The 22,384-nt window shown below is 48.5% G+C and carries 32 protein-coding genes; 25 read left to right on the top strand and 7 right to left on the bottom strand.

What is annotated here, in order from left to right; translation table 11 throughout:
* The first annotated feature begins 5 nt into the window (after positions 1-5).
* The 8 genes from cpaB (at position 6) to G535_RS0104795 (ending at position 6,292) form a co-directional block, all read left to right on the top strand.
* Positions 6-740: a Flp pilus assembly protein CpaB gene (cpaB, locus tag G535_RS0104830; protein ID WP_026861031.1), complete on the top strand. Its 735-nt coding sequence runs from the start codon at positions 6-8 to the stop codon at positions 738-740.
* A complete protein-coding gene (locus G535_RS13840) occupies positions 740-1,927 on the top strand; it encodes a type II and III secretion system protein family protein (RefSeq protein WP_026861030.1) in 1,188 nt (395 codons plus the stop codon). The genes cpaB and G535_RS13840 overlap by 1 nt, the downstream gene beginning before the upstream one ends.
* A gap of 3 nt (positions 1,928-1,930) precedes the next feature.
* The gene (locus G535_RS12925) at positions 1,931-3,115 is read left to right on the top strand and encodes a TadA family conjugal transfer-associated ATPase (protein ID WP_034727706.1); all 1,185 of its coding nucleotides are present in this window, start codon (positions 1,931-1,933) and stop codon (positions 3,113-3,115) included.
* Positions 3,108-3,968 carry a type II secretion system F family protein gene (locus tag G535_RS0104815; protein WP_026861029.1) on the top strand — a complete coding sequence of 287 codons (861 nt, stop codon included), beginning with the start codon at positions 3,108-3,110 and terminating at the stop codon, positions 3,966-3,968. The genes G535_RS12925 and G535_RS0104815 overlap by 8 nt, the downstream gene beginning before the upstream one ends.
* Positions 3,955-4,749 carry a type II secretion system F family protein gene (locus G535_RS0104810; RefSeq protein WP_026861028.1) on the top strand — a complete coding sequence of 265 codons (795 nt, stop codon included), beginning with the start codon at positions 3,955-3,957 and terminating at the stop codon, positions 4,747-4,749. The genes G535_RS0104815 and G535_RS0104810 overlap by 14 nt, the downstream gene beginning before the upstream one ends.
* Before the next feature lie 70 nt (positions 4,750-4,819).
* Positions 4,820-5,131: a DUF192 domain-containing protein gene (locus G535_RS12920; protein ID WP_157981200.1), complete on the top strand. Its 312-nt coding sequence runs from the start codon at positions 4,820-4,822 to the stop codon at positions 5,129-5,131.
* Entirely contained in the window at positions 5,118-5,582 is a 465-nt protein-coding gene (locus G535_RS0104800; RefSeq protein WP_026861027.1) for a hypothetical protein, read from the top strand. The genes G535_RS12920 and G535_RS0104800 overlap by 14 nt, the downstream gene beginning before the upstream one ends.
* A complete protein-coding gene (locus tag G535_RS0104795; protein ID WP_026861026.1) occupies positions 5,579-6,292 on the top strand; it encodes a hypothetical protein in 714 nt (237 codons plus the stop codon). The genes G535_RS0104800 and G535_RS0104795 overlap by 4 nt, the downstream gene beginning before the upstream one ends.
* A 4-nt stretch (positions 6,293-6,296) precedes the next feature.
* On the opposite strand, the gene G535_RS0104790 is transcribed toward G535_RS0104795, so the two are convergent.
* From G535_RS0104790 to G535_RS0104765, 6 genes are read right to left on the bottom strand one after another with little or no spacing between them, the layout of a single operon-like run.
* Positions 6,297-6,659, bottom strand: coding sequence for a Na+/H+ antiporter subunit G (locus G535_RS0104790; protein WP_026861025.1), 363 nt, complete (start codon positions 6,657-6,659; stop codon positions 6,297-6,299).
* A 9-nt stretch (positions 6,660-6,668) separates the two neighbouring features.
* Complete coding sequence (locus G535_RS0104785; RefSeq protein ID WP_026861024.1) at positions 6,669-6,938, bottom strand: K+/H+ antiporter subunit F; 270 nt, start codon at positions 6,936-6,938, stop codon at positions 6,669-6,671.
* On the bottom strand, positions 6,932-7,420 hold the full coding sequence (locus tag G535_RS0104780) for a Na+/H+ antiporter subunit E (RefSeq protein WP_026861023.1): 489 nt from the start codon (positions 7,418-7,420) through the stop codon (positions 6,932-6,934). Before G535_RS0104780 ends, G535_RS0104785 begins: the two co-directional genes overlap by 7 nt.
* Positions 7,413-8,930 (bottom strand): monovalent cation/H+ antiporter subunit D, encoded by a 1,518-nt coding sequence (locus G535_RS0104775; protein ID WP_026861022.1) that lies wholly within the window; start codon positions 8,928-8,930, stop codon positions 7,413-7,415. Before G535_RS0104775 ends, G535_RS0104780 begins: the two co-directional genes overlap by 8 nt.
* A complete protein-coding gene (locus tag G535_RS0104770) occupies positions 8,930-9,274 on the bottom strand; it encodes a Na+/H+ antiporter subunit C (RefSeq protein ID WP_026861021.1) in 345 nt (114 codons plus the stop codon). The genes G535_RS0104775 and G535_RS0104770 overlap by 1 nt, the downstream gene beginning before the upstream one ends.
* Positions 9,274-12,063, bottom strand: coding sequence for a monovalent cation/H+ antiporter subunit A (locus tag G535_RS0104765; RefSeq protein ID WP_026861020.1), 2,790 nt, complete (start codon positions 12,061-12,063; stop codon positions 9,274-9,276). The genes G535_RS0104770 and G535_RS0104765 overlap by 1 nt, the downstream gene beginning before the upstream one ends.
* A gap of 423 nt (positions 12,064-12,486) precedes the next feature.
* Between G535_RS0104765 and rplN the strand changes: the two genes are divergently transcribed.
* The 17 genes from rplN (at position 12,487) to rplQ (ending at position 21,005) form a co-directional block, all read left to right on the top strand.
* The gene (gene rplN, locus G535_RS0104760) at positions 12,487-12,855 is read left to right on the top strand and encodes a 50S ribosomal protein L14 (RefSeq protein WP_026861019.1); all 369 of its coding nucleotides are present in this window, start codon (positions 12,487-12,489) and stop codon (positions 12,853-12,855) included.
* 10 nt (positions 12,856-12,865) lie between these two features.
* Positions 12,866-13,180 carry a 50S ribosomal protein L24 gene (gene rplX, locus G535_RS0104755; RefSeq protein ID WP_026861018.1) on the top strand — a complete coding sequence of 105 codons (315 nt, stop codon included), beginning with the start codon at positions 12,866-12,868 and terminating at the stop codon, positions 13,178-13,180.
* Between the two features lie 21 nt (positions 13,181-13,201).
* A complete protein-coding gene (gene rplE / locus G535_RS0104750; RefSeq protein ID WP_026861017.1) occupies positions 13,202-13,741 on the top strand; it encodes a 50S ribosomal protein L5 in 540 nt (179 codons plus the stop codon).
* Positions 13,742-13,752: 11 nt separating this feature from the next.
* The gene (rpsN, locus tag G535_RS0104745) at positions 13,753-14,058 is read left to right on the top strand and encodes a 30S ribosomal protein S14 (protein ID WP_026861016.1); all 306 of its coding nucleotides are present in this window, start codon (positions 13,753-13,755) and stop codon (positions 14,056-14,058) included.
* A 26-nt stretch (positions 14,059-14,084) separates the two neighbouring features.
* On the top strand, positions 14,085-14,477 hold the full coding sequence (gene rpsH / locus G535_RS0104740; RefSeq protein WP_026861015.1) for a 30S ribosomal protein S8: 393 nt from the start codon (positions 14,085-14,087) through the stop codon (positions 14,475-14,477).
* A 14-nt stretch (positions 14,478-14,491) separates the two neighbouring features.
* Entirely contained in the window at positions 14,492-15,025 is a 534-nt protein-coding gene (gene rplF / locus G535_RS0104735; RefSeq protein ID WP_026861014.1) for a 50S ribosomal protein L6, read from the top strand.
* 9 nt (positions 15,026-15,034) lie between these two features.
* Complete coding sequence (gene rplR, locus G535_RS0104730) at positions 15,035-15,388, top strand: 50S ribosomal protein L18 (protein WP_026861013.1); 354 nt, start codon at positions 15,035-15,037, stop codon at positions 15,386-15,388.
* 9 nt (positions 15,389-15,397) lie between these two features.
* Positions 15,398-15,904 (top strand): 30S ribosomal protein S5, encoded by a 507-nt coding sequence (rpsE, locus tag G535_RS0104725; RefSeq protein ID WP_026861012.1) that lies wholly within the window; start codon positions 15,398-15,400, stop codon positions 15,902-15,904.
* A 6-nt stretch (positions 15,905-15,910) separates the two neighbouring features.
* A complete protein-coding gene (rpmD, locus tag G535_RS0104720) occupies positions 15,911-16,093 on the top strand; it encodes a 50S ribosomal protein L30 (protein ID WP_026861011.1) in 183 nt (60 codons plus the stop codon).
* 4 nt (positions 16,094-16,097) lie between these two features.
* The gene (rplO, locus tag G535_RS0104715) at positions 16,098-16,532 is read left to right on the top strand and encodes a 50S ribosomal protein L15 (protein ID WP_026861010.1); all 435 of its coding nucleotides are present in this window, start codon (positions 16,098-16,100) and stop codon (positions 16,530-16,532) included.
* 5 nt (positions 16,533-16,537) lie between these two features.
* The gene (secY, locus tag G535_RS0104710) at positions 16,538-17,866 is read left to right on the top strand and encodes a preprotein translocase subunit SecY (RefSeq protein ID WP_026861009.1); all 1,329 of its coding nucleotides are present in this window, start codon (positions 16,538-16,540) and stop codon (positions 17,864-17,866) included.
* Between the two features lie 25 nt (positions 17,867-17,891).
* Positions 17,892-18,005 (top strand): 50S ribosomal protein L36, encoded by a 114-nt coding sequence (gene rpmJ / locus G535_RS14045; RefSeq protein ID WP_055439830.1) that lies wholly within the window; start codon positions 17,892-17,894, stop codon positions 18,003-18,005.
* Between the two features lie 136 nt (positions 18,006-18,141).
* Positions 18,142-18,498 carry a 30S ribosomal protein S13 gene (gene rpsM, locus G535_RS0104705; RefSeq protein ID WP_026861008.1) on the top strand — a complete coding sequence of 119 codons (357 nt, stop codon included), beginning with the start codon at positions 18,142-18,144 and terminating at the stop codon, positions 18,496-18,498.
* Positions 18,499-18,509: 11 nt separating this feature from the next.
* Positions 18,510-18,899, top strand: coding sequence for a 30S ribosomal protein S11 (rpsK, locus tag G535_RS0104700; RefSeq protein ID WP_026861007.1), 390 nt, complete (start codon positions 18,510-18,512; stop codon positions 18,897-18,899).
* A gap of 30 nt (positions 18,900-18,929) precedes the next feature.
* The gene (gene rpsD, locus G535_RS0104695; RefSeq protein ID WP_026861006.1) at positions 18,930-19,550 is read left to right on the top strand and encodes a 30S ribosomal protein S4; all 621 of its coding nucleotides are present in this window, start codon (positions 18,930-18,932) and stop codon (positions 19,548-19,550) included.
* Between the two features lie 25 nt (positions 19,551-19,575).
* Positions 19,576-20,565, top strand: coding sequence for a DNA-directed RNA polymerase subunit alpha (locus G535_RS0104690; protein ID WP_026861005.1), 990 nt, complete (start codon positions 19,576-19,578; stop codon positions 20,563-20,565).
* 38 nt (positions 20,566-20,603) lie between these two features.
* A complete protein-coding gene (gene rplQ / locus G535_RS0104685; RefSeq protein WP_026861004.1) occupies positions 20,604-21,005 on the top strand; it encodes a 50S ribosomal protein L17 in 402 nt (133 codons plus the stop codon).
* Between the two features lie 73 nt (positions 21,006-21,078).
* Here rplQ and G535_RS0104680 read toward each other — a convergent pair whose 3' ends face one another.
* Positions 21,079-21,882: a hypothetical protein gene (locus G535_RS0104680; RefSeq protein ID WP_026861003.1), complete on the bottom strand. Its 804-nt coding sequence runs from the start codon at positions 21,880-21,882 to the stop codon at positions 21,079-21,081.
* Positions 21,883-22,384 lie beyond the last annotated feature (502 nt).

Here is a 22,384-nt window from a genome sequence, read left to right as displayed (position 1 = left end):
AGTTGATGCGGCTGCGCTTAAAGTGGAAGTTTAGTCTGGTGCTTGTTTTGGTGTTAGCACTGATGTTTGCGAGCTCTCGCGTGATCACAAGCTACATCAACCAGCAATCGCAAGAGCTTGAACAGCAGCGTTCCGCGACGATGGAGTGGGTGCTCGTTTTTAGCCGAGACATGGAGAGCGGTGAAGTTCTGCGGATGGCAGATCTACAACAGCGGAAGTATCCGCCCAGCTATATCAATGATGAATGGCTCCGACCTGAAGATGCGAGCGCTGTGGTAGGGAGTGAAATGAGCTATTTCGTTAGTGCTGGCGCACCTGTGATGATCCATCAACTACGGCAACCCAGACCTGTCACATTTGCGGATCGATTAGCTGAGGATGAGTACGCTGTAACGATTGCAGTTGGCATTGAACAGTTACATCACGGTTTGCTTAGGGTAGGCAACCATGTCGCGTTGGTTGCCAATGCTGGGCGTGCTTTGTCAACCGCGCAGCAGCTAATGACATTAAGCAATATTGAAGTGCTTGCCATTGATCAACGTAGCAACTCTGAACCTAACACAGGTGTAGCGACAACCCTTACTTTAAGGCTTTCGGTTAACGATGCCGTAACCTTTGAGCACATGCGCCGCAGCGGGTTTGCCATTTGGCTACAAAAACCTGGGCAGGTGTACCCAGTCATCGAGCAGGCCCAGATGGTACATATTTACGAGTTGCCTGGACAAGGAGCGTCACAGTGATGGGAACATTTCTTATATGGCTTGGTATGTCACTATCAGCCGCTGCTACCACCCATGAATTGAGGCTCTATGAAAGTCTCGTATTACCACTTCATGGAACTACCGAAGTGGTTGTAAATCGTCCAGACGTGCTGGACTACCAGAAAATTGAACAGGACCAGTTGGTCATCACCGGGAAGCAGGTCGGTGAAGCTGAGGTATTGTTCTTTGCCAAAGGTGTATTGCAGCAGCGCGCTATGGTTCGCATTCTACCCAAGCTCGAACCGCGTTTGCGCCTCAGCTTAAGCAACTTACAGCGACGCCTACCCGAGCTAAAAGCTGAGACGCAGGAAAATGGCATTATTGTGCTCTCTGGCAGTATTGCAGCGCGGCATAGAGCAGAAGTTACAGCGCTGTTAGAAGCGTTCCCGCGGCTCGTTTCCCAACTCGACTGGCAGCCCGAAGCGGCACCGACAATGCTGGTGTTAGAACTCTACATTGCTGAAGTGAAGCGCTCTTATGCGCGCCGGTTTGGTGTGCGCTGGCCCACAGCGATAAATGGCCCACTCCTAGAAAATGCGAGCGATTGGTTTCACTTGCCATTTAGTGCCCAAGCCACCCTCGACACCTTAGAGCGGGAAGGGCATGCGCAAGTGCTTGCTGCACCGAAATTGAGTGCAATCAATGGCGGGAATGCCCAGTTCTTAGTAGGTGGCGAATTTCCGATCCCACAAGTTTCGCTCCATGGCTTACAAGATATAACGTTTCGACCTTACGGCGTGCAGTTAGAAATTGCTCCGCAATTGCTCGCTGACGGGAAGGTACAGGCAAGTTTAAGTGCGGAGTTAAGTTCAATCGATCCTGCGACTTCAGTGAATGGAGTGCCTGGGTTGTTGGCGCGCAAGGTGGCGTCGACCTTTGTTTTACCACTTGGTGAGACATTAGTGTTGTCCGGATTGATTCAGCATGAGCAGTCTTCGCAGACCGATCGTTTTCCAGAACTGCACGCGCTGCCAATTTTAGGAGCTTTGTTTCGCTCAACGCAATTTCAAAATGCTGAAACAGATCTGGTCATCATGGTGACGCCACGTTTGGCCGTGAGTGAAGCTGAAGCACAACAAACAAGTGAGCGTTTGCAGCACGACGTAAAGTTATTTCATCGCGCCGTAGGTTGCTCTGGTTTATATGACCCAGTGTGGCAGGAGTGAGCAATGTTGGACAAAAGGCATTTGACGCAACAGCTGAAACAACATTTACAGAAAGCCACGATGCAGCGCGACTTCGCTTCACTCGAGAGTATACGGACTTTCGCCGAGGACTATTTAACTGGAGAAGTGCGGCAACAACAGCAACGTAGTTTAGACGCTGCAGAACAAGCGCTGGTTCAAGCGGTGGTGGATGCTTGCCTTGGCTACGGGCCGTTAACAGAGCTGCTTGCAGATGATGCGATCAGCGAGATTATGGTGAACCACTATCAGTCCGTCTTTGTTGAGCGAAAAGGGTGTTTGTTTAAATCAGAGGTGCAATTTGATAGCGAAGCAGAGTTGCTACAGGTGATTGATCGTATCGTGCTGCCATTAGGACGACGAATTGATAGTGCACAACCTATGGTAGATGCGCGTTTACCTGATGGCTCTCGAGTGAATGCGGTGATTGCTCCACTGGCATTGCGAGGCGCTTGTTTGACGATCCGAAAGTTTGCCAGAAAGGCATTGGTCTTTGATGACTTACTGCGGCACCAAGCCATTTCGGTCGAAGCGGTTAAGTACCTTCGTCAAATGGTGACAGCCAGAAAAAACATGTTGATCATTGGTGGTACCGGAACCGGGAAAACCACCTTACTCAATTTGTTAGCCAGTGAAATCCAGAGTGATCAACGTTTAGTAACGATTGAAGATGCCGCTGAGTTGAAGCTTCAGCATGATAATTTGATCGCACTTGAAGCTCGCCCTGCGAATGCAGAGGGGCGAGGGCAAGTGAGCATTCGTGAGCTACTGATCAACGCGCTGCGGATGCGTCCTGATCGCATTATTGTTGGGGAGTGTCGCGGCGCTGAGGCACTTGATATGTTGCAGGCTATGAATACGGGACACGAAGGCTCCTTATCTACCTTGCATGCGAATAGCCCTCGCGAGGCACTGCAGCGCCTCGAGGTGATGGTTATGCTGGCTGGCTTTGAGTTGCCTTTGACTGCCATTCGCCAACAAATTGCCTCGGCAGTTGATGTCGTGGTACAGATCGCGAGGCTTTCCGACGGGCGACGGGTCATCAAAGCCATTAGTGAGATTGTTGGTTTGGAAACATTGGCCTATCAGATCACGCCAATGTTTCAATGGCAGCACAATCGACTCAACGACTTGGGCATGCGCTCAGAGTGGGAGAGCGCCGATGATTGAGATGTGGCATGTGCTTCTTTTTGTCGGTATTAGCTTGCTGAGCATTGTTTGGCTGCTGCGTTTACTCGGGAACGGAATGTTCTCTGAGATTAAGCTAGCGATGTTGAAAGATACTGAAGTTTCGCTAACAACCTTCCTTATTTTTTTGCCAGCGCACAAATTTGGTTTGCTCTTGATTCTGGCCGCGCTGCCGCTGGGAGTTGTCAGTAGTTTATTGATTGCTGATCTTCTGTGGGGGCTTGCTTGTGTGATGGCTTACTTTGCTGGGCTGCCGTTGTTGCGTCGTTGGTTAATGCGGCGGCGGGTGGAAATTATTGAGCGTCAACTCCCTCAGGCATTGCGGTTAATCGCGAATAGTTTGAGTGCCGGAATGAGCTTATTGCCTTCACTTGCTTTGGTTGAAAAGCAAACACCAGCCCCCTTAGGCAGTGAACTACGGGTCGTGGTACAGCGACAGCAAGCCGGTCAGTCACTCGCCTCGAGTTTGCAGCAACTCTATCAACGTGTCCCATCATCAATGGTTCAGTTTTTTATTTTCATGTTGATCACGAGCAGTCGTTTTGGCGGGCAACAGGCACAGATGCTTTCACGCATGGCGGCAGCTCTTGAACAACAGCATATTGCGAAAGAGCGGATCATGAGCTTATCAGCGCAAGCGCGCTTACAAAGTAAGATCATGTTTGTGCTTCCTATCGCACTCTTTTTTGTTATCGGGGAAGTGCAAGAAAGCTCAAAACATCTGTTACTCACCACTACTATAGGGCAACTGTTACTGCTGGTAGCTGGGATCTTACTGGCCGTTGGCTTCCTTTTGAATCGACGTATTTTGGGTAGCTTCGATGATGAGTCATAGTTGGCAATTTTTGCTTCTTGGCTTGCTTTTACTTGGCGTGCTTTGGCTTGTAACAAGTTCTGTTTTACAACTCGTGCAGCCTTATTGTCGACACCGAGTTGAGGCGTTATTCGAGAAGCTCCCGATTCGTATACAGCGCTACTTAAACGGTATTGCACGGCGTCACGGTGGCGAACTTGAACCGTTAGACTTTTGGATGCAGACGTTTTTGAGCTTGGTTGCTATCGCTGTCTGTGGTGTTCTGCCGCTACCTTGGTGGAGTAAATCTTTAGTGGCGGTACTGTGCCTACTTTATGTTGTCCAGCAGCGAGGAAAACTTAAGTTGCGACTACGAACCTTTGAACGTCAATGGCCAGCGAGCCTCGACTTGCTGGCAATGCTGTTGCACGCAGGTTTGTCGTTTCAGGCAAGCTTACAGGCATTAACGGAGCTTGAGAGTCGTGCCATTCCATTATTGCAATTGCGCTGGCTATACCGCCAATTGCAAGCGGGCGTATCACTGGACGAGGCGCTCTCCGAGTTTGCGGTGCGCTTACCCTCACCAGCAGTAACCAGCTTTAATGCTGCAGTACTGCAAGCGCGAGTGACCGGTGGCGCCCTTGCTGACACTTTGATGGCGCAGGCCTCTCAAGGACGTATCGAACAGCAGCTAGCGGCTGAAAAATTCGCGCAAGAAATTGGCTTGAAACTCCTTTTTCCACTGGTTACCTGCTTTTTCCCGGTGACCTTTTTACTTATTTTAGGCCCTATTTTTATAGGTTTTTTAACCCCGGAAGGATAGTGCAATGATAAAACAGGGACGTTTGTATCTTCACTCGCGGCAACTCTGTCTATGGCCCGAGGTTACGGTTTTGACGAATTTTCCACAGCGCTTCATCGGCTTACTCTTACGACAAGGGCTCGCCCGCGGCCAAGCCTTTTGGTTTCCGAACTGTGCGGCGGTGCATAGCTGGGGAATGCAGTTTGCAATGGACGTCGTCGGGCTTGATGCCCAGCAACGGATCGTGTCGATTCAACGCAATGTACAACCAGGGCGCTTGCTTCACCTGAAACAAACGCGCTCGATTATCGAGTGTGAAGCTGGGCTGCCGTTTCCGTTAGAGCGATGGCTAGGTGAATCGCTGCACTTTGAAGAAAAGGAGGTGGTGGATGAAGTGCTTTAGTTTGCTGATTGCGGTATTTGTACTAACGCTTACTGGTTGCCGGCTAACACCGCCAATGGCTCACCTTGATGGAATGACTGAGCAACAACGAAATATTGCGATTCGCGCGTATCAGCAAGGCGATTTTCATACGGCCCAAGGTATTTTCTTAAAGCTAACAGCGCCGACGATTGCTGATGCGCAATCAATCTGTTTCTTAGCGGCGATTTATTACCGGCAACATGAATACCAGGCGGCCCTGAATGCTTTCTCGGAGTGTCAACAGCATTATCCTCAACGGCATGAGGTATGGCTCAATGCTGCAGCAACGCACATTCGTATTGCCACTGAGTTGCTGCTTGCGGGAAAGAGTTATCAACATAACGCCGCAATAACGGACGACTATCAGGCCTTCCTACAAGCACTGCTGAGGTTGCAAGGAATGGCGGCGGTGGAGGCCCGACAGTTATGAGTGATGCAGTCGATTCACGCGGGTTCGTGTTACCAATCATCGTCGTGCTTCTATTCTGTGGCGCACTCGGGCTTGCGTATGTCACGGTCATGGATGGCGAGCATGATGAAATGAGTACTGTTCGAGACGAATTGCTGTTTTGGCAACGCGGTCTTGTAATCTATAGCGACATTCATGGGCGGTTGCCGTTAAACCTTACATTTTTAGAGCATTATTACGGCCTTGACCTCTCACATGGACCGGGTGAAAGTTACTTCACTGGAATATCGCTCGATAGTCGCGTGTTTACATTGACGGCTACGGGGTTAAATGCGGAGATAAAAACAGAGTTACTCGAGCAATTCTCGCCGCTCATTTCCATGGATCATGTTGGCCATCTTGAGGTCCCAGTCCGCACCCTTGAGGACTGGGCGTTTGGACGCCCATTAATCGCACGGAAGAGCAACGCAGCGACGCTGATGACATCTATAGATATGGCTAGTTTTAACCTTATTGATGTGAGCGCAATCTATGGAGATGTTAATGCGGCGAGCTTGGATGCTAGTGCGACATCAGCACTGCGGGAAGGACAAAGTAACTCAGTGACGAGTGCTACGGTGCGGGCAGGGTCTGCGACAGTGGGGAGTATTGATGTCGCTCAGTTGATGTATGAGATTGATAGCATCGCTGAGCAGATGGGGGCTTGTTTCATGTCGCCCCCAACCTGTTAACAGATCAGCTATCTTTGTCGCTGTATTGCTCAGGTTTTTTACGTAAATCACGCGTATTGTCGGTGAGTTTTAGCTCTAGATGTAGGCCTGCTTTGGCCAGCAAATGTGCACTAATTGGCGCAGTTAAAAACAAAAAGATGGCGATCAAAAGCTCATGCAAGCTGAGGGTATCCGATAATGAGAAATAGAGCATTGAGCCAATGATAATTCCGCCAACACCCAAAGTTGTTGCCTTGGTAGGCGCATGTAAGCGCGCCATAAAGTCAGGCAAACGCAGCAAGCCTAACGAACCGATGAAAGTAAAGCTGGCGCCTAAGATAATAAAGAATGAGACGAGTAGTTCAGCCCATTGCGGTAATGTGTTCATGCGCGCTCCTTACTCGATAATATCGCCGCGCAGCAAAAATTTAGCTGCTGCGACAGTGCCAATAAAGCCGAGCATTGCAATCAGCAGTGCAGCTTCAAAATAGAAAGCGGTATTGTGCCAAAGACCAAGCAGGATCAATAACGCAAGCGAATTAATATAAATCGTGTCGAGCGTTAAGATGCGATCAGGCAGGCTTGGGCCGCGGATCAAACGGACAATGTTCATCAGCAAAGACAGTCCAATCAGCGTAAAGGCTATTTGTAGCGCAAGTTCTAACATTGAAAGATCTCCTTCAAACGACGCTCGTAACGACGTTTGATTTGCTCGATGGCAGCGTCTGCATCGGTAACGTTAAGGGCATGAATAAGTAAGCTACGTCCATCACGCCCGAGTTCCGCTGAAATCGTGCCGGGGGTAAGGCTAATGGTGCTGGCCAACACTGTGATAGGCACTGAACCACTTATTTCGAGTGGAAACTCGATAAGCGCCGGTTGAATACTCTTGCGTGGCCGCAAAATAATCGCTGCGATATTAAAATTCGACACCACAATGTCGCCAAGCAGAATAATGAAGTATTGCCCTGCTACCAGGGGGCGATGCAAGGTAACGCGATAATCCCGCGCGCGATGGGTATAGAGAGGGATCACGATGGCAAGGATGGTTCCCATTAAGGCTGCACCAAACGAAACCGTGTTTTGCAGCAGTAGCCAGAACACAAGCAAAAACAAGCTCCACCATGGGGCTGGGAGTAACTTATTCATGCTGACCTCCTTGCGGAAGAACCGAGAAGATATAGTCACTTGGTTGCGACAGTTGCGTCGCGATAGCACTCGTATAATCAAACATCACATTGGCAAACACTGTGAGCGCGAGGGCTCCTGTTAGCAATAGAATGACTGCAGCATGCTGCCACTTCGGATGGGTAACATCATTTGGCTTACCATCGAGGGTATGCCAAAACATTCGGCTTCCAGCACGCGATAACGCAACAATCATGAGGAAGGTTGCACCTAAAATGAGTGGCCAGAGCAAAGCCACTTGTGCGCCTGTACGTGCCGCTTCAAGAATGAAAAGCTTGCCAACAAAGCCGGATAAAGGAGGAATGCCGATCACGGTAATCGCAGCAATAAAGAACATGCCACCCAGCATGTTGTGTTGCGCCATTTTACGGCCTTTGACGATACGCGAAGCGGTTTTACCGCGTTGCTCAGCGATTAAGTCGACCAATAAAAAGAGCGCTCCAGTAACTAAGGTTGAATGCACAAGGTAGTAGAGTGCTGCGGCGATAGCATCCGGGTGACCCAAGCTAAGGGTAGTCAAAATGGTGCCGACAGAAATTAATACGAGGTACGCGATCACAAGACGAATATCGCGACTGCCAAGCACACCTAGTGCGCCGAGTAAGATGCTGAACAAACCTAGCCACCAGAGCCAATCGTGAGCGAGCATTGCTGCCTCACCTGCATCTGCACCAAAAATCATAGTGAAGACGCGCAAGATGGCATAAACACCCACTTTGGTCATAATAGCGAATAGCGCAGCTACCGTCCCGGTGGTGTTGGCATAAGCTTGCGGTAGCCAGAAATAGAGCGGCAAGAGCGCCGCTTTGAGACCGAAGACGACAAATAAGAGCATGCCGCCAGCGCGGGCGATGCTGGCATCGTCGCCTTCGAGAAGCGCGATTTTGCCAGCCATATCTGCCATATTCAGGGTGCCAGTAATGCCGTACAGAACACCTAAACTGATCAGGAACAATGCCGAACCCGTGAGGTTCAGTACCACGTAATGCAGGGTTGCACGTAACTTTGCTTTGCCACCACCATGCATCAGTAACGCGTAGCTTGAGATCAATAAGATTTCAAAGAACACGAAGAGGTTAAACAGGTCACCCGTTAGAAAGGCCCCCATAATCCCTAGAATTTGAAACTGAAATAGTGCTTGGAAGTGTGAGCCAAGGTTATCTTCCCCGTGACACGCATAAATGAGTACTGGCAAAGCGAGCACCGCTGTTAGCGCAACCATCAGGGCGGAGAGCTTATCGGCGACTAAGACAATACCAAATGGTGCTTGCCAACCGCCTAAGGCATACACTAACACTTCATCTTGCACGGCAATGACTAACCAGATGGCAAGGGCCAGCGTCAGCACCGATGCACCAAGGCCGATGGCGCGACGGTAAACTTGTGGTTGCTCGCCCCAGACGAGCAACTGTAATAGCGCTGCAAACATAGGGACGAGAATCGGAAGAATGACAAGATGGTCAGTGATCATTAACGCTGTCCTTCTTGTTCTGCATAGTTGTAGTCATTCACTTCATCTGAGCCAATTTCCCCGCGCACCCTTACGGCAAGAATAATCGAGTATGCAGTCATCGCGAAACCTATCACAATAGCGGTAAGCACTAAGGCTTGCGGGAGCGGATCTGTGGTTGCTTCGCTGGTACCGATGATAGGGAGCTCATTGATGACAAGCCGTCCGGTGGAGAATAAAAATAAGTTCACCGCGTAAGACAGCATGGTCAGACCGATGACAATCGGAAATGAGCGGCCGCGAAGAATTAAAAATACACTGCAGGCGGTTAAGGTGCCCACGGTAATTGCGTAAAGAATTTCCATTAGTACCCCTCCTGACGTGGACGATGGCGTGTAGTCATTTGTCCGAAGTTCGCCAGTATCATTAGCGTTGCTCCGATCACGGTCAGGTATACACCTAAGTCGAATAAGATGGCTGTTGCGAGCTCAAACTCTCCAATAAGTGGCCAATGCACATGGGTAAAGCTTGAAGTTAAGAAGTTATGGTCAAAGAACCAACTACCAACGCCCGTAAACATAGCGATCATAACCCCAATTGAGATCAATTTTTGATAGTTATAATCAAAGCGCGATTTCACCCAGTCCACACCATTAGCGATATATTGCAATATCATCGCGGCAGCAGTGACTAGCCCGGCGATAAATCCGCCACCTGGCAGGTTATGGCCGCGCAAGAAGATATACACAGAAACCATCAAGGCGAGCGGTAAGATTGCCTGTGCGATGGTCTGGACTAACAGTGGGTGCTTCACGCGGTGCCATGGCCGTCCGTCGACATCACTGGATGGCATGAACGGGCGTAAGTTATTGAGTAGTTTATGGATACCTGCAGCGGCAATAGCTAGCACGGTAATCTCACCCAAGGTATCGAAGCCACGGAAATCGACCAAGATAACATTCACCACGTTGGTGCCGCCGCCACCCGAGACTGAGTTGGCAAGGAAAAAGTCTGAAATACTTTCCAGCGGGCGGGTGAGTAGGGCGTAGTTAAGTGTGCCGACAATACCACCTACGGTACCGGCGAGCAGTACATCGCGCGCGACACGGCGACCACTGGATGCTCGGGGGATGCGTTGTGGCATAAAGAACAGTGCCAAAATCATCAAGATAATACTGACAACTTCCACCACTAACTGCGTCATTGCCAAGTCTGGCGCTGAAAAATGCACAAAGCTTAAGGAGACGATAAGACCCACCACTGAGAGCATCATTAGCGAGGTAAGTCGTTGGCGATGGAGCATGGCTGTCGAGAGCGCTGCGAGCATTAACACGATGGCGCCGACAAGGCTAATCGCGTCAACGGGGAGCATCGGCCGTGAACCTTGCAATTGAACGATTGCCATGAGCTCTGGGGCGACCACAACTAAGGTGAACACCAATAAGAAAGCGACATAACGCTGCAATGAACCATTTTCAAAGCGTTGCATTAAATTATCGCAAAAACGTGTGGTTGCGCTGACGATACTCGCAAACACATCTTTGGCGTCGTGAGAGTCAAACTGTCGACTGAAGGTCAACAACTCAGCGCGTGAAATATAAATCACAATTCCGCCAATCACCGCCATTCCGCTCATCAGTAATGGCATGTTGAAACCATGCCAGATCGCAATATCAAGCGTTGGTGTCGCGAAGGTCACTGCACGCACGGCAACGTCAAGGATGCCCGAGGCGAGCAACATGGGTGCCACACCGACCAAGATACAGAGCGTCGCGAATACGATGACCGGGAAACGCATCATCAAAGGCGGTTCGTGCGGTGTTTTGGGTAGGTCGTCGGCGACCTCTTGGAAGAACACCTCGTGAACAAAACGGATGGAGTATGCCACTGAAAGCATCGCGCCGAGCGTTGCTAGCACTGGGACAAACCAACTCAAACCACCAAAAAGGTCTTGCTGATACGCCTCGGCAAAGAACATTTCTTTGGATAAAAAGCCATTAAACAATGGAATGCCAGCCATAGCTGCAGAAGTGATGACGGCAAGTACCATGGTAAACGGCAAGGCGTGACGCAGGCCGCTTAACTTTCGCATGTCTCGGGTACCCGTTTCGTGGTCGATAATCCCGGCGATCATGAACAGACCAGCTTTAAAGGTTGCGTGGTTGAGAATGTGGAATAATGCGGCGATAACCGCACCGGTGCTACCTAAACCAAGCAACATGGTGATGAGACCAAGGTGACTAATGGTGGAGAAAGCAAGTAAGCCTTTTAGATCGGTTTTAAGCAACGCGAAATAGGCGCCAAATAATAAGGTAGCTAAACCGGTGAGGGTAACGATGGTGTACCACTCGGGTGTGCCGGCCAGTACCGGCAGTAAGCGCGCCATGAGAAAGATACCAGCCTTTACCATGGTGGCCGAGTGTAAGTAAGCACTGACCGGCGTTGGCGCGGCCATGGCATGCGGTAACCAAAACTGGAATGGGAATTGCGCTGACTTGGTAAAGGCGCCCAGCAAAATAAGAATTAATGCTGGCAGGTATAAATCATGGTTGCGAATGGTGTCCGCTGCAGCGAACACCGCGTCGAGTTGATAGCTACCGGCAATGTTCCCAATCAGCAAAATGCCGGCTAACAGGGCTAAACCACCAGCACCTGTTATCGCAAGCGCCATACGTGCGCCGCGTCTAGCATTACTTTGGTGAAACCAATAGCCGATCAAGAGGAACGAAGAAATACTGGTTAACTCCCAGAAGAACCACATCAACAACAGGTTATCTGAGGTGACAATCCCTAACATAGACCCCATAAACAGGAGTAGACAGGCAAAAAATCTTGGTGCGCTGTCTTTGCTACTAAGGTAATAGTGGGCGTAGATGATGACCAGTAAACCGATAAATAGAATAAGGCCGGCGAATAAAAGCGATAGGCCGTCGAGTCGAAATGCGAGATTCAACCCCAGACTAGGTAGCCAACTGTTCAGGTAGTTAGGAATATCACCAGCTAAAACTGCAGGGGTTAAGCTCAGCAAAAGGCCAATACAGATTGAGGTGACGATGCCGGCGGCGAGCGTGCTGTGAACACGCGAACGACCTCCCATAAGCAGTGGAGCTATGGCACCAAGAAAAGGTAAAAATACAATTGCTGCTAAATTCATTTAACCTCACTAGTGTTTCGCACGCACCGTCATATACGGTTTTGATCGGCGGTTGAAGGAATGAATTTACCACTTCGTTCAGGGGCTTGCCAACTGCTTCGGTCGCATGAGGCCGCACTTTTAACCCGCACCTATGGGTTTCAAAACTCATAAATAAGTACAGTGAAACGAAAGTTTTTTGTGTCCATCGGCCAATGAATTTGCTATTCTTGTCGCCCTTGCTAATGCCTTTTACCACCTCGGTAAAAGTTCTCACAAGAAATTCCTCCTAAGTACTATCTTCACTAAATTTTATCTGTTACAATTCGCCGCCCTTTTTATAAGGGGAAGTCTTTCGTATGCCCAGCTCTTATTTTGTTGGTCGGCGAAAGGACGGACAGCGACCCGAGAGGGTCTGTTTTATTAATCAAGCGGAGCACTGCAATGATCCAAATGCAAACTACACTGGAAGTGGCCGATAACTCGGGCGCGCGCAGCGTACAATGTATTAAGGTTCTGGGTGGCTCGCACCGCCGTTACGCAAATATTGGCGATATCATCAAAGTTTCTGTTAAAGAAGCGATTCCTCGCGGTAAAGTGAAGAAAGGTGATGTTGTTAACGCGGTGGTCGTTCGCACCAGAAAAGGCGTCCGTCGTCAAGACGGGTCAGTCATCCGTTTTGACCGCAACGCGGCTGTGTTGTTAAACAACAACCAACAGCCAATTGGCACTCGTATCTTTGGACCGGTGACTCGTGAATTACGCTCTGAGCAATTCATGAAGATTGTATCACTGGCCCCAGAAGTACTGTAAGGAGTCAGTTATGGCGGCAAAAATCAAACGTGATGACGAAGTAGTAGTCCTGGCAGGTAAAGACAAAGGTAAGCGCGGCAAAGTGCTTAAAGTCGACACCGCTAAAAATCGTGTTTTCGTTGAAGGCGTAAACATCGTTAAGAAACACCAGAAGCCAAACCCGGCTCTTGGCGTTGCTGGCGGTGTGATTGAGCAAGAAGCTTCAATCGACGTTTCTAACGTTGCGGTTTATAACCCAGAGACTGGTAAAGCAGATCGTGTTGGTTTCAAATTTGAAGACGGCAAAAAAGTTCGTTTCTTCAAATCAAACAACGCAATCATTTAATTTTAAATTTGGAGTTTTACGATGGCGAAACTGCATGATTTTTACAAAGAATCAGTAGTTCCTGAGCTGGTTAAACAGTTCAGCTACAACAGCGTCATGCAAGTCCCTCGGATTGAGAAAATCACCCTTAACATGGGTGTTGGTGAAGCTCTGGCTGACAAAAAGATTCTCGACAACGCAGTGGCAGACTTGGAAGCAATTTCTGGTCAACGCCCTGTACGTACTGTTGCTCGTAAATCTGTCGCTGGCTTCAAAATCCGTGAAGGCTACCCAATTGGCTGTAAGGTGACTCTGCGTGGCGAACGTATGTGGGATTTCTTTGAGCGTTTAATCTCAATTGCAATTCCTCGTGTTCGCGATTTCCGTGGTTTAAACCCGAAATCATTCGACGGACGTGGAAACTATAGTATGGGTGTGCGTGAGCAAATCATCTTCCCTGAAATCGACTTTGATAAAGTTGATCGGGTACGTGGTTTGGATATCACTATCACTACAACTGCAGGCACTGATGACGAAGCTCGCGCTTTGCTCGCTGCCTTTAACTTCCCGTTCAAGAAGTAAGGTGTAGAGTTATGGCAAAAGAGTCAATGAAAATGCGTGAGCTCAAGCGTCAAAAGCTTGCAGCTAAATACGCAGAAAAACGCATCGCACTTAAAGCTGTGATCAGCGATCCGAATTCTTCGGATGAAGCGCGTTGGGAAGCCGTGCTGAAATTGCAAAGTCTCCCACGTGATTCAAGCCCAACCCGTCAGCGTAACCGCTGCCGCGTTACAGGCCGCCCTCATGGTTTCTTACGTAAGTTCGGTATGAGCCGAATCAAAGTTCGTGAGAAAGCGATGCGCGGTGAAATTCCTGGCTTGAAAAAAGCTAGCTGGTAAGCCACGAGTCACGGGAGAAAGCAAATATGAGCATGCAAGATCCAATTGCGGATATGTTCACTCGCATCCGCAACGCTCAGGGTGCTAACAAAGTTGCCGTGCGCATGCCTGCTTCTAAGCAGAAAGTGGCTTTAGCCCAAGTTCTGAAAGAAGAAGGTTATATCACGGATTATAGTGTTACTAGCGAAGTTAAAGCTGAGCTTGAAATAACGCTAAAATACTTTGAAGGTAAGCCTGTTATCGAATCAATTGAGCGCGTAAGTCGCCCTGGTCTGCGTATCTATAAGAAACGCAATGAATTACCACGTGTTATGGGTGGTCTAGGTGTCGCAGTCGTTTCAACTTCTAAAGGTCTTATGACTGACCGTGCCGCGCGTAAAGCCGGTCTTGGCGGTGAAGTCATCGGTTACGTAGCTTAACGAGGAGTTAGGAAATGTCACGAGTTGCTAAAGCACCTATTGCCATTCCTGCTGGCGTTGAAGTTACGCTGAATGGCCAGGAAGTGACAATTAAAGGTGCCAAAGGCTCATTGAGCCGTGTAGTTAACGATGCAGTTGAACTCGTTGTTGAAGACAATGAACTGCGTACAGTTCCACGTGAAGGCGTTGCGAATGCAACTGCTCAAGCGGGTACTGCTCGTGCGTTACTACAAAACATGGTGGTTGGTGTTGCGCAAGGTTATGAGCGCAAGCTACAGCTAGTTGGTGTTGGTTACCGTGCAAACCTTGCCGGTACTAAATTGAACCTAGCTTTAGGCTTTTCTCATCCTGTTGAGTTCGATATCCCTCAGGGAATCACTATCGAAGTCCCAGCACAAACTGAAATAGTCGTTAAAGGTGTAGATAAGCAGTTGGTTGGCCAAGTCGCCGCTAACATTCGCGCGTACCGTAAGCCTGAGCCTTATAAAGGTAAAGGTGTGCGTTATGCCGATGAGCAAGTACGCCGTAAAGAAGCCAAGAAAAAGTAAGGTAAGACGATGGACAAGAAAACAGCTCGCTTACGCCGCGCCACTCGCGCTCGTAAGAAAATGCTTGAGTTGGGTGCAAACCGCCTGGTCGTTCACCGTACACCACGGCACATTTACGCACAGCTCATTGCACCGAACGGTTCTGAAGTACTAGCAGCAGCTTCTACTGTTGAGAAGTCTGTACGCGATGCAGTTAAAACAACTGGTAACGTCGATGCAGCTAAAGCAGTTGGTAAGCTGATCGCTGAGCGGGCGATGGAAAAAGGCGTTAAAGACGTTGCTTTCGATCGCAGTGGTTTCCGTTATCACGGTCGTGTAGCCGCTTTGGCTGACGCTGCTCGTGAAGCTGGACTTCAGTTCTAGGAGACGAACATGGCAAATGCAAATGTAGAAGCTCAACAAAGTGACCTGCAAGAAAAGCTAATTACAGTAAACCGTGTAGCAAAAGTAGTTAAAGGTGGTCGTATCTTTAGCTTCACTGCACTTACTGTAGTCGGTGATGGTCAGGGTAAAGTGGGTTTCGGTTACGGTAAAGCTCGCGAAGTTCCAGCTGCTATTCAAAAAGCAATGGAAAAGGCGCGTCGCAACATGGTAACCGTGCAGCTTAACGGCGACACTTTGCAACATCCTGTTAAGGGCCGTCACTCTGGCTCACAGGTATTCATGCAACCAGCTCTTGGTGGTACAGGTATCATCGCCGGTGGTGCGATGCGTGCGGTACTCGAAGTAGCCGGTGTGCACAACGTGCTGTCAAAAGCATATGGTTCAACCAACCCAATCAACGTTGTACGTGCTACTATCAAGGCACTTCACGACATGAAGTCGCCAGAACAAGTGGCGGCGAAGCGTGGATTGCGCGTTGAAGACATTTTGGGGTAGTGAGCAATGGCGAATAAGACAATTAAAGTTACACAGACGCGTAGCTCAATCGGTCGTTTACCGAAGCATAAAGCTACTCTACGTGGTCTTGGTCTGCGCCGCATTGGTCACACGGTCGAGCTGGAAAATACTCCAGCCGTCCGCGGCATGGTGAACCAAGTCATTTATATGGTAAAGGTGGAGGACTAATACAATGTTCTTGAACACTCTCTCACCTGCACCTGGTGCTAAAACCAGCAAGAAGCGTCTTGGACGCGGTATTGGCTCAGGCTTAGGCAAAACTGGTGGACGTGGTCATAAAGGCCAGAAGTCGCGTTCAGGCGGCTCAGTGAAACCAGGTTTCGAAGGCGGTCAAATGCCAATCCAACGTCGCTTGCCGAAGTTTGGTTTTACTTCACGTAAGTCATTCGTGACTGCTGAAGTGAACCTTGCTGAAGTAGCGAAAGTTGCTGGCGACACTGTAACTCTAGCGAGCTTGAAAGAAGCTGGTTTGATTCGTAACGACATTTTGCACGTTAAAGTAATCAAATCAGGCGAAATCAATCGCGCTGTTACAGTGCAAGGCATTAAGGTCACCAAAGGCGCCCGCGAAGCTATTGAAGCTGCTGGCGGCAAAATCGAAGGATAGAGCAAATGGCTAAACCAGGATTGGAATCTAACAGAGCTCAAGGCGGCACCTCGGAACTAAAACGACGCCTGCTGTTTGTACTCGGCGCGTTAATCGTGTTCCGTGCGGGCTCCTTTGTGCCTATTCCTGGTATTGATGCCGCTGTATTGGCTCAATTGTTCGAACAGCAAAAGGACACCATCGTTGCCATGTTTAACATGTTCAGCGGTGGTGCTCTTGAACGCGCATCGGTATTCGCTTTGGGTATCATGCCGTACATCACAGCTTCGATTATTATGCAATTAGCCTCTGTGGTTTCACCACGTTTGGCTGAGCTTAAGAAAGAAGGTGAAGCTGGTCGACGTAAGATTAGTCAATATACGCGTTGGGGTACTTTGATACTCGCAACGTTCCAATCAATTGGTATTGCCACTGGCTTACCAAGCTTGATGCCAGGCCTTGTTGTTGATCCTGGTTTCGGGTTCTACTTTACTGCGGTCGTGAGCCTTGTCACAGGAACAATGTTCCTTATGTGGTTAGGTGAGCAAATCACAGAACGTGGGATTGGTAACGGTATCTCTATTCTTATTTTCACCGGTATTGTTGCGGGCCTACCGTCTGCCATTGGGCAAACGGCTGAGCAAGCACGTCAGGGTGATTTACATTTATTGTTGTTATTGTTGATTGGTGTCATCGTTGTCGCGGTAACTTACTTCGTTGTGTTCGTAGAACGTGGTCAGCGTCGTATCGTGGTAAACTATGCGAAGCGTCAACAAGGCCGTAAGGTCTTTGCAGCGCAGAGTACTCACTTGCCATTGAAAGTTAATATGGCGGGTGTTATTCCACCAATTTTCGCATCAAGCTTGTTGTTGTTCCCAAGCTCTATCGCTACTTGGTTCGGCCAAGGCGAAGGCATGGTAGCTAACTTCTTACAGGAGCTTTCGTTGACATTGTCACCGGGTCAGCCTCTGTATGTTATGCTTTATGCATCAGCAATTATCTTCTTCTGTTTCTTCTACACTGCGTTGGTATTTAACCCGCGTGAGACGGCAGATAACTTGAAGAAGTCGGGTGCGTTTATCCCTGGTATTCGTCCAGGTGAGCAAACCTCTCGTTACATCGATAAAGTAATGACACGATTGACGCTTGCAGGCGCGTTGTACATTACCTTAGTCTGTTTGGTTCCTGAGTTCATGATGATTGCATGGAACGTTCAGTTCTACTTCGGCGGTACTTCATTATTGATTATCGTTGTAGTTATCATGGATTTTATGGCGCAGGTCCAGACCCATCTGATGTCTCATCAGTATGATTCGGTCCTGAAAAAAGCTAACCTAAAAGGCTTCGGCCGTTAAGGTTGGATAATTACGGAGTGTAGCAATGAAAGTTCGTGCTTCCGTGAAGAAAATCTGCCGTAACTGTAAAGTTATCAAGCGCAACGGTGTTGTGCGTGTAATTTGCAGTGACCCTAAGCACAAACAACGGCAAGGTTAATTCGAAGAAGAAGCCCGCAGCCATGAAAAAAATCATTGGCTGCGGCTTTGATATGTTTGCAAATTGGCGACTGGTTGAGTATCCTAACGGGCTTTTCAACCGGTCACCCAATAATTAACTTATAGGAGACGTGTTAGTGGCCCGTATCGCTGGCATTAACGTTCCTGACAATAAGCATGCAGTCATTGCCCTGACTGCGATCTACGGTATCGGCCGTACCCGCTCACAGCATATCCTTGCTGCGGTTGGTATTGCAGAAGATACTAAGATCGGCTCTTTGTCAGAAGAAAAACTCGATCTGCTTCGCGAAGCAGTAGGTAAATTCGCCGTTGAAGGCGACCTACGTCGTGAAGTTTCTATGAACATCAAACGTTTGATGGATCTCGGTTGTTTCCGTGGTCTCCGTCACCGTCGTAGCTTGCCTCTACGTGGACAGCGCACTAAAACTAATGCGCGTACTCGTAAAGGTCCGCGTAAACCAATTAAGAAGTAAGGAGTTGAATCATGGCTAAACAACCAACTCGTACTCGTAAGCGCGTTAAAAAGCAAGTCGCTGACGGCATGGCTCATATCCATGCATCTTTCAATAACACCATTGTGACCATCACCGACCGTCAAGGTAATGCGTTATCGTGGGCAACTGCAGGTGGTTCTGGTTTCCGTGGTTCACGTAAATCAACTCCGTTTGCTGCACAGGTTGCTGCTGAGCGCGCAGGTGAAATGGCGAAGGAATATGGTTTGAAAAACCTAGAAGTGTTCGTTAAGGGCCCAGGTCCTGGTCGCGAATCATCGATTCGTGCGTTGAACGCTGTAGGTTATCGCATCACTAACATTACTGATGTGACACCTATCCCTCACAACGGTTGTCGTCCGCCTAAGAAACGTCGCGTTTAATAGGCGCTAAACGATAGTTGGAGAAAGAACATGGCTAGATATTTGGGTCCAAAACTCAAACTGAGTCGTCGCGAAGGAACAGACTTGTTCCTTAAGAGCGGCGTACGCGCTATCGATTCGAAGTGTAAACTCGAAAGCGCACCGGGTCAGCACGGCGCACGTCGCGGCCGTTTGTCTGATTACGGTTTACAGTTACGTGAAAAGCAAAAAGTTCGTCGTATGTACGGCGTATTGGAAAAGCAATTCCGTAACTATTACAAAGAAGCTGCCCGTATTAAGGGCAACACTGGTGAGAACCTGCTGCAATTGCTTGAGCAACGTTTGGATAACGTCGTTTACCGCATGGGATTCGCTTCTACGCGTGCTGAAGCCCGTCAGTTGGTCAGCCACAAAGCAGTGGTAGTGAATGGCCAGGTAGTCAACATTCCGTCGTTCAAAGTTCGTCCGGAAGATGTTGTGTCCGTTCGCGAAAAAGCGAAAAAGCAGGCGCGCATCGCAGCTGCATTGGAACTCGCTGAACAACGCGAAAAGCCAGTGTGGTTGGAAGTAGACGGGAACAAATTGGAAGGTCAGTTTAAGCGTCTTCCAGAGCGTTCAGATTTGTCTGCCGAAATTAACGAACAGTTGATCGTAGAGCTTTACTCTAAGTAAGGCTTAAGCATAAAGAGAGGACACAATGCAGGGTTCTGTTACCGAATTCCTTAAACCAAGGCTAGTCGACATTGAACAAATCAGCCCGACTCACGCTAAAGTGACGTTGGAGCCTCTTGAGCGTGGCTTTGGTCACACGCTGGGCAACGCGTTGCGCCGCATTTTACTTTCGTCTATGCCAGGTGTGGCAGTGACTGAAGTTAAAATCGAAGGTGTTCAACACGAATACAGCAGTAAAGAGGGTGTTCAGGAAGATGTCATCGAAATTCTGCTTAACCTAAAAGGCTTAGCAGTTACCATGGAAGGTAAAGATGAAGCGATGCTGACCTTGAAAAAATCTGGAGCGGGCCCTGTCAAGGCTGGCGATATCACCCATGATGGCGATATCGAAATCATCAACCCTGACCACCTGATCTGTACTTTGACAGGTGATACTGAGATTGAAATGTCAATCAAAGTAGAGCGTGGTCGTGGTTACGTTCCAGCTTCGGCACGTCAGTCTGCTGACGATGAAGAGCGTCCGATCGGTCTTCTACTTGTAGACGCATCTTTTAGTCCAGTTGAGCGTATTGCTTACAACGTTGATTCAGCGCGTGTTGAGCAGCGTACCGACTTGGACAAACTGGTTATCGATATGGAAACGAATGGTACTCTCGATCCTGAGGAAGCTATTCGCCGTTCTGCAACTATCTTGGCTGAGCAGTTAGAAGCCTTTGTTGAGTTGCGTGACATTAGCGAGCCAGAAGAAAAAGAAGAAAAACCAGAATTCGATCCGATTCTGTTGCGTCCAGTAGACGATTTGGAATTAACTGTGCGTTCTGCGAACTGTTTGAAAGCAGAAGCTATTCAGTACATTGGTGACTTAGTACAGCGTACTGAGGTTGAGTTGTTGAAGACTCCAAACCTCGGTAAGAAGTCGCTGACCGAGATCAAAGACGTGCTTGCGTCACGTGGTTTGTCACTAGGCATGCGCCTAGAAAACTGGCCACCAGCAAGCCTTATTGATCGCGATTAAGTCATCTTTTACAGAGATTTACTGAGAAGGGTATAGGTATGCGCCATCGTAAGAGTGGTCGTCAACTCAACCGAAACAGCAGCCATCGCAAAGCGATGTTCAGCAACATGGCAAGCTCTCTTGTGCGTCATGAAGTGATCAAAACGACACTTCCTAAAGCAAAAGAACTTCGCCGTGTAATTGAGCCGCTAATCACTTTAGCGAAGCAAGACAGCGTAGCAAACCGTCGTTTGGCATTTGCACGTACTCGTGATAGCGAAGTAGTTGGTAAGTTGTTCAATGAACTTGGCCCACGTTATCAAGAGCGTCCAGGTGGTTACACTCGTATCATGAAGTGTGGCTTCCGTGCTGGTGATAACGCGCCAATGGCTTATGTTGAGCTAGTTGACCGTCCAGAAGTGGAAACTACTGAAGCTGAAGAAGTTGCAGTAGAAGAGTAAGTTCTCACTTGTGAGATAAAAAAAGCCGCTCAATCGAGCGGCTTTTTTATTGCCTGTAAATTAGTTTGCTAAATTAAGGTTGTTCAATGTTCACTACAACGGCGAGCTCTTCTCTGGCAATACCATGATGTTCAGCTAATGCCTCCAATTCTTGATAGTCCATGCCAGCGCGATGTGCGCCTTTTAAGATAGAAATTGTCTCTTGACGCTTCACTTCTTCATCTGTTTCTTCACGCCCAGTAACAAAGGTAATAAGATCGCTGAGTGAATTACTGATGTAATCGCCAATCGCCGGCAGTACACTAAGCGTCGCATGCACAATGCCCTCAACTTTTTCAGGTTGAGAGCTCGATGCTGAGCGCATGATGCTATCCGCCATTTCAGGTTCAACTTTTACTGCAACGCGAACAAGTTCTTCGAGACTCGTTGGGTTCGCTTTACCGGCTTCGGCGACAATCTCATCTGCGTAAGCAGGCTCGGCTTCAACAGCAATACGCACAAGCTCACTTGGTGAAGCGACTTGTTTATACATTGCTACGGCCAAGACGTCTTTGGTAAAACCTGGTTCAGCATCAATCGCCGCTTTAATAATATGTTCGTATTTTTTAGGGTAGCGCTCGAGAGCGGCGAGCATGATAGGTTCAACGTGGTGGGGATAGTTACTCATTAAAACACGAACCGTGCGTGTCACTGAAAAGTTGCGCTTATTATAGTAGCGCAACATACGTAGGTAGGTATTTACCAAACGTTGATTTTCACCGCTAACTTCGTACGAGTCCCGTTCAAGTGCTGTAACCTCTTCATTGAATGCGGCAGCATTGACACTTAATGGAGTACTTAAGGTAAGTAACACAAGTAGCGCAGTAGTTGTCTTCATTATGGTATGAGCCTATTTAGATACGTTGCTTATTATTGTTATTCGTAACGCTTTACGAAACATTAGCAATGTTTATAGACAATAGATAGTTAAAGATCGTTCAATTTGTATAAAAAAAAAGCGATCAAATAAGAAAGTGAAAAAAGATCTTGCACGGGGGCGAATGATCTCTATAATTCGCCTCCGTTGTCACCGAGGCAAGCGCCACAGACAACAACCGCTTCGAAGCTTACGAGCAACGAAAAAAAGATCGAAAAGGATCTTGACGCGGACAAGGGAAAGCGTAAAATACGCATCCCGCTTCACGAAAGAAGCGAAACGTTCTTTAACAAATTATCAAGCCAAGCAAACTGTGTGGGCACTTACCGGATTCAGGCAGAGAAACGCATCTTCGGATGCAGTGTCTTCGGACACACCTGACTGATTGGAGAAGTGCTTAACAAATTAGATTTATTAAGTCATTGATTCAATGGGTCGATTAAACACTTTAAACTGAAGAGTT

It is taken from the genome of Pseudidiomarina sediminum DSM 21906 (assembly GCF_000423165.1).
GTDB classification, from domain to species: domain Bacteria; phylum Pseudomonadota; class Gammaproteobacteria; order Enterobacterales; family Alteromonadaceae; genus Pseudidiomarina; species Pseudidiomarina sediminum.
This window is presented reverse-complemented; position numbering and strand designations above follow the sequence as displayed.

Bases quoted from the DNA above. Each gene is read 5' to 3' on its own strand.
- rpsD (WP_026861006.1), top strand. From the start codon at position 18,930: ATGGCTAGATATTTGGGTCCAAAACTCAAACTGAGTCGTCGCGAAGGA.
- G535_RS0104815 (WP_026861029.1), top strand. From the start codon at position 3,108: ATGATTGAGATGTGGCATGTGCTTCTTTTTGTCGGTATTAGCTTGCTG.
- G535_RS0104800 (WP_026861027.1), top strand. From the start codon at position 5,118: ATGAAGTGCTTTAGTTTGCTGATTGCGGTATTTGTACTAACGCTTACT.
- rplX (WP_026861018.1), top strand. From the start codon at position 12,866: ATGGCGGCAAAAATCAAACGTGATGACGAAGTAGTAGTCCTGGCAGGT.
- rpmD (WP_026861011.1), top strand. From the start codon at position 15,911: ATGGCGAATAAGACAATTAAAGTTACACAGACGCGTAGCTCAATCGGT.
- rpsK (WP_026861007.1), top strand. From the start codon at position 18,510: ATGGCTAAACAACCAACTCGTACTCGTAAGCGCGTTAAAAAGCAAGTC.
- rplQ (WP_026861004.1), top strand. From the start codon at position 20,604: ATGCGCCATCGTAAGAGTGGTCGTCAACTCAACCGAAACAGCAGCCAT.
- G535_RS0104795 (WP_026861026.1), top strand. From the start codon at position 5,579: ATGAGTGATGCAGTCGATTCACGCGGGTTCGTGTTACCAATCATCGTC.
- rpsN (WP_026861016.1), top strand. From the start codon at position 13,753: ATGGCAAAAGAGTCAATGAAAATGCGTGAGCTCAAGCGTCAAAAGCTT.
- G535_RS12925 (WP_034727706.1), top strand. From the start codon at position 1,931: ATGTTGGACAAAAGGCATTTGACGCAACAGCTGAAACAACATTTACAG.
- G535_RS0104790 (WP_026861025.1), bottom strand. From the start codon at position 6,659: ATGAACACATTACCGCAATGGGCTGAACTACTCGTCTCATTCTTTATT.
- rplO (WP_026861010.1), top strand. From the start codon at position 16,098: ATGTTCTTGAACACTCTCTCACCTGCACCTGGTGCTAAAACCAGCAAG.
- secY (WP_026861009.1), top strand. From the start codon at position 16,538: ATGGCTAAACCAGGATTGGAATCTAACAGAGCTCAAGGCGGCACCTCG.
- cpaB (WP_026861031.1), top strand. From the start codon at position 6: ATGCGGCTGCGCTTAAAGTGGAAGTTTAGTCTGGTGCTTGTTTTGGTG.
- rplR (WP_026861013.1), top strand. From the start codon at position 15,035: ATGGACAAGAAAACAGCTCGCTTACGCCGCGCCACTCGCGCTCGTAAG.
- rpsH (WP_026861015.1), top strand. From the start codon at position 14,085: ATGAGCATGCAAGATCCAATTGCGGATATGTTCACTCGCATCCGCAAC.
- G535_RS0104780 (WP_026861023.1), bottom strand. From the start codon at position 7,420: ATGAATAAGTTACTCCCAGCCCCATGGTGGAGCTTGTTTTTGCTTGTG.
- rplF (WP_026861014.1), top strand. From the start codon at position 14,492: ATGTCACGAGTTGCTAAAGCACCTATTGCCATTCCTGCTGGCGTTGAA.
- G535_RS13840 (WP_026861030.1), top strand. From the start codon at position 740: ATGGGAACATTTCTTATATGGCTTGGTATGTCACTATCAGCCGCTGCT.
- G535_RS0104690 (WP_026861005.1), top strand. From the start codon at position 19,576: ATGCAGGGTTCTGTTACCGAATTCCTTAAACCAAGGCTAGTCGACATT.
- G535_RS0104765 (WP_026861020.1), bottom strand. From the start codon at position 12,063: ATGAATTTAGCAGCAATTGTATTTTTACCTTTTCTTGGTGCCATAGCT.
- G535_RS0104680 (WP_026861003.1), bottom strand. From the start codon at position 21,882: ATGAAGACAACTACTGCGCTACTTGTGTTACTTACCTTAAGTACTCCA.
- G535_RS0104770 (WP_026861021.1), bottom strand. From the start codon at position 9,274: ATGGAAATTCTTTACGCAATTACCGTGGGCACCTTAACCGCCTGCAGT.
- G535_RS0104775 (WP_026861022.1), bottom strand. From the start codon at position 8,930: ATGATCACTGACCATCTTGTCATTCTTCCGATTCTCGTCCCTATGTTT.
- rpmJ (WP_055439830.1), top strand. From the start codon at position 17,892: ATGAAAGTTCGTGCTTCCGTGAAGAAAATCTGCCGTAACTGTAAAGTT.
- rpsE (WP_026861012.1), top strand. From the start codon at position 15,398: ATGGCAAATGCAAATGTAGAAGCTCAACAAAGTGACCTGCAAGAAAAG.
- G535_RS0104785 (WP_026861024.1), bottom strand. From the start codon at position 6,938: ATGTTAGAACTTGCGCTACAAATAGCCTTTACGCTGATTGGACTGTCT.
- G535_RS0104810 (WP_026861028.1), top strand. From the start codon at position 3,955: ATGATGAGTCATAGTTGGCAATTTTTGCTTCTTGGCTTGCTTTTACTT.
- rplN (WP_026861019.1), top strand. From the start codon at position 12,487: ATGATCCAAATGCAAACTACACTGGAAGTGGCCGATAACTCGGGCGCG.
- rplE (WP_026861017.1), top strand. From the start codon at position 13,202: ATGGCGAAACTGCATGATTTTTACAAAGAATCAGTAGTTCCTGAGCTG.